We start from the raw sequence: 9,148 nt of genomic DNA on the forward strand, positions 1-9,148 counted from the left end.
TCCAGCAGGTCTGCCACGTGGTGGGTCAACCCCGGACGTGCACGACGTCCCGCACCGGGGCCGCCGCCGGCTCCCGCAGCACGTCGGCACCCGGGTGGGCGCGGACCCACACCCGGTCCCCGGCTCCGATCCCGGTCGCGGTGGCCTCGGTGCGGGTGAGCTGCCCGTGGACCCGCTCCGCGCCGGGCGCGTCGTCGAGCTCCACCTCGTAGCGGATCTCGAACCCGACCCGCCTCCAGCGGACGACCCGCCCGGGCACGCCACCGGACTCGGGGCCGCGGGACACCAGCACGTCATGCGGACGCAGGAGGACCCCTCCCAGCCTGGTGACGGGACCCAGGAAACCGAAGACGAACTCGTTGGCCGGGTGGTCGTACAGCTGTTCCGGAGTGCCGATCTGCTCGACCCGGCCGTGGTTGATCACCACGATGGTGTCAGCCACCTCGAGGGCCTCCTCCTGATCGTGGGTGACGAACACCGAGGTGACGTGGACCTCGTCGTGGAGCCGGCGCAGCCAGTCGCGCAGTTCTTTGCGGACCTTGGCGTCCAGCGCCCCGAACGGTTCGTCGAGCAGCAGGACACTGGGTTCGATCGCCAGTGCCCGGGCCAACGCCATCCTCTGGCGTTGTCCGCCGGAGAGCTGGGCCGGGAGCCGGTCGCCGAACTGGGCGAGCTGGACCAGGTGCAGCAACTCGTCGACGCGCCGCCGGATCTCCGGCTTCGGGACCTTGCGGATCTCCAGCCCGAAGGCCACGTTCCTGGCCACCGTCAGGTGCTTGAAGGCGGCGTAGTGCTGGAACACGAAGCCGACGTTCCGCTTCTGTGCCGGCACGTGGGTGGTGTCTCGGCCGTCGATCTCGACCGTGCCACGGTCCGCGTTCTCCAGACCGCCGAGGATCTGCAGCAGCGTGGTCTTGCCCGAGCCGGATGGTCCGAGCAACGCGGTGAGCCCGCCGGAGGGTGCGGAGAGGGTGACGTCGTCGAGTGCGACGAAGTCCCCGTACCGCTTGCTGACGCCTGAGATCTCAATCCCCACTGGGGCCCTCTTTCGGTCGAAGGATCATGACGATCACCAGTGCCGCCACGGCGATGAGTGCGAGCAGGAAGCCGATGGCGTACGAGCTTCCCGTATCGAAGCCCTGGTGGAGCCGCTGCACGGCGATCGTCGCCGTTTCGGTGCGGTTGACGATGCCGCCGGAGACGATCAGCACCGCGCCGAACTCCCCGATCGCGCGGGCGAAGGTGAGCACCACGCCGTACGCGACGGCCCACTTGATCGCCGGCAGGGTGATCCGCCACAGGACCTGCCGCCCCGAGGCCCCCAGGCTGCGCGCGGCGGTCTCCTGGTCGTCGCCGATCTCCCGGAGTACGGGCACCACGGCGCGCAGGACGAGTGGCAGGGAGACGAAGGTGACGGCCAGGACGATGCCGGTGTAGGAGAAGACCACCGAGATGCCGATCTCGGCCAGCGGTCGGCCGAGCCACCCGTGCGCGGGACCGTAGGCCAACAGCAACGCCAGGCCCACGATGATCGGCGAGACGGACACCGGCAGGTCCATGAAGGAGCTCAGCAGTCGCTTCCCGGGGAACTCGTGACGCACCAGCAGGATCCCCAGGGTGATCCCGAAGACCGTGTTGAGCGCCACCGCCCACAGTGCACTGGACAGGGTGATGAGCAGGGCGTGCTGCACGGAGGGATTCTGCAGCGCGGAGACCAGGTGGTTGGAGCCGTCGAAGAAGGTCCGCTGGCCGATCATCAGCAGCGGCCAGCCGACCAGGAGGAAGAGATAGGTGACGACGACGGCGAGGCGGACACCCGCCCACGGCGACACCGGCCGGAGCCGACGAACGGGCACAGCGGTCGGGTCGTCGATGCCCGCGGTCGGGGTGGACGGTCTCTGATCGGTCCGCTCAGCCATGGCGCGCCACCCTCCGTGAGATGACATCGAGGATCGCGATGGCCAGGAGCGCCACAGCGAGCAGGACCACCGCGACAGTGGCGGCGGCGGCCACGTTATCTATCTCGATGTAGCTCTGGATGCGGATCGGCGCGCCCTCGGAGATGTTGGGTCGGTTACCGGTGAACAGCACCAACGCTCCGAACTCCCCGACCCCCCGCGCGAAGGACAGGGTGGCCCCGGCGGCGATGGCCGGCGTCAGGGTGGGCAGGACGATGCGACGGAACGTCTCGGCCCGGGACGCGCCGAGGGACCGGGCGGCCTGCTCCACCTGCGGGTCGAGCTCGAGCAGGACCGGCTCCACGGTGCGCACCACGAAGGGCAGAGTCACGAACAACACCGCCAGGAAGACCGAGTACGGGGTCCCCGCGATGGTCAGGCCCATCGGACTGTTCGGCCCGTAGAGGCTCAACAGCACCAACCCGGCGACCAGGGAGGGCAGGGCGAAGGGGATGTCGATCACCAACTCGATCACCCGCTTGCCGGGGAACCTGTCGCGGACCAGGACCCAGGCGATCAAGGTGCCCACCACCATGTTGACCCCCGTCGCTGCGAGTGCGGAGAACAGGGTCAGGCGGATGGCGTTGGCGGTCTGGACGTTGGTCAGGGTGCTCCGGAAGGTCTCCCAACCCCCCTCAGCGGCGGAGATCACGACCAGGGCCAGCGGGATGAGCACCAGCAGGCTGAACCACAGCACCGACACGCCCAGCGCGACGCCGGCCGGTCGGGTGAGGGTGGTGCGCGCGGCGCGCCACCGCCTCCGGGGGGCAGACCCCGGAGGCGGTGGCGCCGGAGTGGTCGTCGGTGTGAGGACGGTGGCCATCGTCAGTTCAGACCGGAACTCTGGATGATCCGGGTGATGATCCCGTCGTCGTCGAAGTAGGTGTCGACGACCTGCGTCCACCCGTCGAAGTCACCATCGACCGTGTAGAGCTCGGTGATCTCCGGGAACGGGTCCGCGGGATCCGTCGCGCCGTCGACCTGACCGATCTCCACCTGGTCCGCCAGGTGACGCAGGGGACGGAAACCGTACTGCGCGTAGATCGCCTGACCCTCCGGGCTCAGGGCGTAATCCAGGAACGCCTGCGCGGTCCCCGGCGCGGAGACGGTGACGGCCGCCGGGTTCTCGATGAGAAGGTTTCGGTCCGGGACGATGTACTCGTACTCCTCACCCTGCTGTCTGCCGAGGATCGCCTCGTTCTCATACGAGATCAGGACGTCTCCGGTGCCGTCGAGGAACGCCGTGGTGGCATCGCGGCCCGAACCGGGGAACGCGGCGACGTTGCCGATCACGGACTCGACGAACTTCGCGGCCTCCTCCTCCGTCCCGCCCTTCTGCAGTACCGACGCCCACGCCGCGAGAATGTTCCACCGCGCGGCGCCCGAGGATCCGGGGTTGGGGGTGACGATCTCGACGTCCTCGCGGGCCAGGTCCTCCCAGTCGGTGATGTTCTTCGGGTTACCCTCGCGCACCACCAGCACCACGACGGAGTCGGTGAGGAATCCGTTGTGTGGCCCTGAGTTCCATTCCTGGTCGACCAGCCCGGCGTCGACGAGCCGGGTGACATCGGGTTCCACGGAGAAGTGGACGACGTCGGCGGGCTGGCCGTTGGCCACGGCCCGCGACTGGTCGCCCGATGCGCCGTAGGAGGTGAGCCAGGAGACCCCCTCGCCGTCCGGGGTCTCGGCGAACGCCTCCTGCACCGCGGCGTTGCCCTCCGCGGGCACGGCGAAGCCGACGATCGAGAGTTCGTCCCCGGACGCCGTCCCCCCACAGCCCGCGACGAGCGCGGCGGTCAACCCCACGCCCAGGAAGCCGATACCCAGCCTCGAGAGGGTTCGTCTGTTGCTCATGTCGTGTCCACTTTCGCCGGTGTTGCCGGTCGGCAACAGAAGAGAAAGCTAACGACTCTGCGTGCGAAGGCTGAACTGTTTTGTTCACCGTGACGCAAACCGCGCGGGCGGGAGCCACAGGTGGCGCGCGTGGGCCCGGGCCGGTCCGGTTACCCTCGTGAGCATGTCGAACCCTCGGTGGGACCGGGCGCGCGCGTCCGCGGCGCGGATCGCAGCGGGCGCCCGCGACGTCAACAGACACCCTTCCACCGTCGAGGCGTTGCGCCGGATCCGGCGGGCCCTGCCCGGCGACTCGGGTTTCGGGGATCCGCTCTCGGCCGCGGGCCGGGACAGCGCGGGCACGATCGCCCGCGTGGCCGGCAGTCTGTTCGACGAGCAACCCACCGCGTCGCGGGAGTTGTCCCTGGGCGGGCTCCAGGTGTGGCACGCGCTGACCCAACGATCCGGCAGGAGCGGCAGCGGGAGTGAGGTGACCATCGTCTTCACCGACCTCGTGGGCTTTTCCAACTGGGCCATGCGAGCGGGGGACGAGGATGCTCTACGCCTGCTGAGAGAGGTGGCGTCTGCCACCGAGCCGCAGGTGAAAGCCCACCGCGGGCACGTGGTCAAACGTCTCGGGGACGGGCTCATGGCCGTGTTCCCGTCCCCACAGCTGGCCTTCGACGCGGTCGTGGCCTGCTCCGAAGGGCTCGACCCGGTGGAGGTCTCCGGGATGCGGCCCCGCATCCGGGCCGGCATCCACACCGGCACCCCACGTCTGATCGGTGGCGACTACCTCGGCGTGGACGTCAACATCGCCGCCAGGCTGGCCGAGAAGGCGGGTGCCGACGAGATCCTGGTCAGCGAGACCACCCTCCCCGGGCTGGACGAGTCCAGGGTGTCGGCGCGCCGCAAGCGGAGTTTCCCGCTCGCCCGGGCCAAGGGGATCCCCGAGGAGGTCGCCGTCTACACCGCGGTCCCGCGCCTACGTTGAGCCCCCGCTCCCGAGCCACCGCTATCCGGCTGATCCGGGCCACCTTCCGGTGATCAACTCGGTCATCTCGGTCACCCAGGTGTCGTCGAGTGCGGCGTCCCGGCGCACGAGGATGCGGAAGATCGCGGTGCCGGCCACCACCTCGGCCAGCATGGGCAGCTGATCACCACCGCGGCGCCCCTGTCCGAACCGCGACTCGAACGCGGTCAGGTTCCCGGCCAGCCGGGCGATCATCTGGCCGTGGAGCTCGGGGTCGGCGACGGTGTCGGCGATCAGGCCCGGTAGCGCGACCCGCACCTCGGGCCTGTCGAACAGGTCCCGGATCGTCTCGACGAGGACCCTGATGTCGTCGCGGAGATCACCGGAGCCGCCCGGCGCGGGTATCGCCTCCGCGTCCAGGACCGCCTCGTGGACGAGCTGCGCCTTGCCCGACCATCGCCGGTAGATGGACGCGGTGGTGGTTCCCGCGCGCGCGGCGATCGCCGAGAGCGACAGCGCGGGGTAGCCCGTCTCGCAGATCAGCTCCCTGGTGGCGGCGATGACGGCGGTGTCGATCCGGCTGTCGCGAGGGCGCCCGGCACCTGGGCGACCCCCGGCGGACTTGGCCGATTCCCCACCAACCGCGCGCGCGTCTGCTGTCATGAACCCACCATAGTTCCAATGCAGTGTGCATCGTATTGTAGGGAGAGCCCCGTGACCCTCAGCCCGCTCGACGAGTACCCGATCCACCAGACGCACGCGCCGGTGAACTGGCCGGCCACGTCCGACCGGAACTTCTACGATCGGTCCTACTTCAACGTGCTCGACCGCGAGGGCCGATTCATGGCGCTCACCGGCATCGGCTACTACCCGCGCCTGGGCGTCAAGGACGCCTACGTCGTGGTCCGCCGGGGTGATACGCAGACCGCGGTGCACCTCAGCGACGCGATCGACGACGACCGCCTCACGCCTCACGTCGGCGGGTACCGGCTCGAGGTGATCGAGCCACTCCAGGAACTGCGGCTCACACTGGAGCCGACCGAGGGCATCGCCGCCGACCTGACCTGGCGGGGACTGTTCCCCGCGGCCATGGAGGAACCGCACTCGATGCTCACCGACCGGCGGGTCACCCTCCAGGCCAGCCGCTTCGCGCAACTCGGCTCGTGGGACGGGTGGATCGAGGTCGACGGCGAGCGGCTCGAGGTCACGCACTCCTCCTCGGTGGCCGCCCGGGACCGCTCGTGGGGCATCCGTCCGGTGGGCGAACCCGAACCCGCCGGGCGGCCCGACACGGCGTTCCGCGGGATGTGGTGGCTCTATCTGCCCCTGGCGTTCGACGAGTACCAGTTGTTCCTCATAATCCAGGAGGACCCCGACGGTCACCGCAGCCTCTACGACTGCACGCGGCGCTGGCGGGACGGCCGGGTGGAGCAGCTCGACGGCGTGCGCGTGGACGTGGACTACCGCGTCGGCACCCGGATCCCGACGGGCGTCCACGTCGAGTTCATGAACCGCGCGGGTGACCGGTTCCGACTCGACGTGGAGTCGAAGTTGTTCGCCCCCATCGCGTTCGGTTCCGGGTACGGCGGCGACTCCTCCTGGGCTCACGGCAGCTGGAAGGGCGAGGGCTTCACCGAGCGGGTGAGCTTCGACCTGACCGACCCCCAGGTGATGGCCGGCGCGGCGTTCAGCCTGATCGACCACGTCGGTCGCGCCGTGTGCACGGAGGCGGACGGATCGACCCACGAGGGCGCGGGACTGTTCGAGCACGGCGTGATCGGGCCCCACCACCCGTCGGGGTTCACGGACTGGACCGACGGTGCGGGCACGGGGTCGGGTCCGGACACCGACGAGGGGTCGGCCTCGCGGGACGGGACTCCGGCGTGAAGGTCATGACCGCGCTCTTCGGCCCCACGGACGCCGTCGACCGTTCGGCAGCGCTCAGGGAGGCCGGTGCGTCCGGGGTGTTCACCTTCGAGGGCCCGCACGACGTGTTCACCCCCCTGGTGCTGGCGTCCCAGGTCCGGGGCCTGGACGTGATGTCCAACGTCGCGATCGGCTTTCCCCGCAACCCCGTCCAGCTGGCCCACCAGGCCTACGACCTGCAGCTGCTCAGCGAGGGCCGGTTCGTCCTGGGGTTGGGTACGCAGGTGCGGGCGCAGATCGAGAAGCGCTACGGAACCGAGTTCGATCACCCCGTCGAGCGCATGACGGAACTGGTGGGGGCTCTGCGGGCCGTCTTCGCCACCTGGGAGACCGGTGAGTGCCTGGATTTCCGGGGGGAGTACTACCGCCACACCCTCATGACACCCACCTTCGTGCCCGGACCCAACCCGTACGGCCCGCCGCCCATCTACCTCGGCGCGCTCGGGCCCCGGCTGACCCGGGCCACCGCGCAGGTGGCCGACGGCCTCCTGGTGATGCCGTTCGGGTCCACGAAGTTCCTCCGTGAGTCGACGATGCCGGCCGTGCGCGCGGGACTCGCCGCCGCCGGTCGCCGTGAGGACGACTTCGAGGTGGTGCCCGAGGTGATCGTGTCCGTGGCCGCCGGACGGGACGACGACCACGTGTCCACCCGCCGGTTGCTGGCGTTCTACGGTTCCACCCCCGCGTACAAGCCGGTGCTCGATGCCCACGGCTGGGGCGATCTGCAGCCCGAGCTCAACGCCATGTCCAAACAGGGCCGATGGCAGGAGATGACGTCGTTGATCAGCGACGAGATCCTGCACACCATCGCCGCTTGCGGAACCCCGGCCGAGGTGGCCGCGCACATCCGCGACCGGGTGGACGGGGTGTCGGACCGGCTCTGCCTCTATCAGACCGGTCCCATCGCCACCGATGCGTTGGCCGAGATCGTCGACGCGCTGGGGGGCGGGCGATGACGCCGACGGTGGTCGAGTTCGACGAGGTCACTGACGACCGCTACGGCGGGAAGGCCGCGGGTCTGGCAGGACTCCGGCGTCTCGGCCTGGACGTCCCCCACGGTTTCGTCATCGCGGACGCGTCGGCGGACCTCGTCGTCGTCGACCTCTCCCGGTGGTTCGACCGCATGGCCGACGCCGGCGCGACGCCGGTGGCCGTGAGGTCCTCGGCGGCCGGAGAGGACGGCGGGGACCACTCGTTCGCCGGACAGTACGACACGGTGCTGGGCGTGGAGTCGGCAGAGGATTTCGCCGACGCGGTGCGCACGTGTGTGGCGTCCGTCGGCTCGGGCCGCGCGTCGTCCTACCGTGCCGATCCGGCGACCGCCACCGGGTCCGTTCCGGCGGACACCAGCACGGCCACCGGCCCGCCGGCCATGCACCTGGTGGTCCAGCAGATGGTGGACGCACGCGCCGCCGGCGTGGTGTTCACCGCGGACCCCACCAGCGGCCGGCGCGACCTCATGGTCATCGACGCGGTTCCCGGCCTGGGTGAGGCGCTGGTCGACGGATCGGCGTCACCTGACCACCTGATCCTGGATTCCGCCGGCCGGGTGGCCCTCCGCGAGTACGACGACGAGGCGGTCCTGTCCCCGGACGAGATCGCAGCGATCAGGTCGGGCGCCCAGCGCGCTGAGCAGCACTGGGGCCGATCGATGGACCTGGAGTGGGCGATCGACCGGGACGGCAGGCTCTGGTGGCTGCAGGCCAGGCCCGTCACCACGCTTCCCGCGGACCTCGCGGAGATGGACTCGCCGCTGGCCGGTGAGGACCACGTCTATACGCGCTGCAACATCGGCGAGATGATGCCGGGGGCGTTCTGTCCCCTGACGGCGTCGGTCTCGGGGTTCGCGATCGACTACGCCATGCAGCAGATCCAGGTGGTGGCCCGCGCCCAACCGAGCTACGACCGACCCTGGCTCCAGGTGGGATACTTCTCCGGGCACATGTTCCTCAACCTCACCGAGGGGACGGCGCTGAGCTCGGGCATCGTGGGCAACTCGCTCGAGCAGTTCTCCACCTCGATCTGCGGGCGGGTGGTCGACGAGCTGGTCCCCAAGCCGCCCAAGCCGTTCCTGCGCCGGCTCACCAACACCATCCGCCTGTCCTCCCACGCGCTGTCCGCCGGACCCGCCATCCGCAGACTGCCGGGGCGGATCACCGACTGGCGGGTCCCGACCGACGACGACCCGCGGCGGGTGATGGAGCAGTTGGAGGCCGGGATCGAGCTCTACTGCGACGTCACGTTGACCCACGTGCGGTCCTCCTCACGCGCCGCGGTCGCCGCCAACATCCTCGAGAGCGTGCTGATCTCGCGAGCGGTCAAGGCCGGCCGGGGGGAGGACTCGGGTCGCACCGACGCGGCGCGGCTCATGGCCGGCGCCTCCGATGTGGAGAGCGCGGTCATGCTGGAGCAGCTGGACGCGGTGGTCCGCGCCCTCGCCGCCGATCCCGCAGCCGCC

Annotated in this window: 9 protein-coding genes; 4 read left to right on the forward strand and 5 right to left on the reverse strand. The window is 70.1% G+C overall.

Annotation, left to right across the window (positions count from 1 at the left end; genetic code table 11):
* Positions 1–25: 25 nt before the first annotated feature.
* Genes cysA through G6026_RS00110 form a run of 4 tightly spaced genes read right to left on the reverse strand, consistent with a single transcriptional unit; the run spans position 26 to position 3,812 of the window.
* Positions 26–1,036, reverse strand: a complete 1,011-nt coding sequence (cysA, locus tag G6026_RS00095; RefSeq protein WP_182611882.1) for a sulfate ABC transporter ATP-binding protein — start codon at positions 1,034–1,036, stop codon at positions 26–28.
* On the reverse strand, positions 1,026–1,919 hold the full coding sequence (locus G6026_RS00100) for a sulfate ABC transporter permease subunit (RefSeq protein WP_182611883.1): 894 nt from the start codon (positions 1,917–1,919) through the stop codon (positions 1,026–1,028). Before G6026_RS00100 ends, cysA begins: the two co-directional genes overlap by 11 nt.
* Entirely contained in the window at positions 1,912–2,781 is an 870-nt protein-coding gene (locus tag G6026_RS00105; protein WP_182611884.1) for an ABC transporter permease subunit, read from the reverse strand. The genes G6026_RS00100 and G6026_RS00105 overlap by 8 nt, the downstream gene beginning before the upstream one ends.
* Positions 2,782–2,783: 2 nt before the next feature.
* Positions 2,784–3,812, reverse strand: coding sequence for a sulfate ABC transporter substrate-binding protein (locus G6026_RS00110; protein ID WP_107757749.1), 1,029 nt, complete (start codon positions 3,810–3,812; stop codon positions 2,784–2,786).
* Positions 3,813–3,975: 163 nt separating this feature from the next.
* Here G6026_RS00110 and G6026_RS00115 point away from each other — a divergent pair, with 163 nt between their 5' ends.
* Complete coding sequence (locus G6026_RS00115) at positions 3,976–4,785, forward strand: adenylate/guanylate cyclase domain-containing protein (RefSeq protein WP_182611885.1); 810 nt, start codon at positions 3,976–3,978, stop codon at positions 4,783–4,785.
* A gap of 21 nt (positions 4,786–4,806) precedes the next feature.
* Here the strand turns inward: G6026_RS00115 and G6026_RS00120 are convergent, their stop codons facing one another.
* Positions 4,807–5,427 (reverse strand): TetR/AcrR family transcriptional regulator, encoded by a 621-nt coding sequence (locus G6026_RS00120; RefSeq protein WP_107757750.1) that lies wholly within the window; start codon positions 5,425–5,427, stop codon positions 4,807–4,809.
* Positions 5,428–5,478: 51 nt separating this feature from the next.
* Between G6026_RS00120 and G6026_RS00125 the strand changes: the two genes are divergently transcribed.
* From G6026_RS00125 to G6026_RS00135, 3 genes are all read left to right on the forward strand, one after another.
* Positions 5,479–6,651 (forward strand): hypothetical protein, encoded by a 1,173-nt coding sequence (locus G6026_RS00125; protein WP_182611886.1) that lies wholly within the window; start codon positions 5,479–5,481, stop codon positions 6,649–6,651.
* Positions 6,648–7,646 (forward strand): TIGR03617 family F420-dependent LLM class oxidoreductase, encoded by a 999-nt coding sequence (locus tag G6026_RS00130; RefSeq protein ID WP_182611887.1) that lies wholly within the window; start codon positions 6,648–6,650, stop codon positions 7,644–7,646. The genes G6026_RS00125 and G6026_RS00130 overlap by 4 nt, the downstream gene beginning before the upstream one ends.
* Positions 7,643–9,148, forward strand: a 1,506-nt coding sequence (locus tag G6026_RS00135; RefSeq protein ID WP_182611888.1) for a PEP/pyruvate-binding domain-containing protein, incomplete at its 3' end; no start/stop codon positions are given. The genes G6026_RS00130 and G6026_RS00135, both read left to right, overlap by 4 nt.

This window comes from Dietzia sp. DQ11-38-2 (genome assembly GCF_014145055.1).
In the GTDB taxonomy this organism is placed as follows: domain Bacteria; phylum Actinomycetota; class Actinomycetes; order Mycobacteriales; family Mycobacteriaceae; genus Dietzia.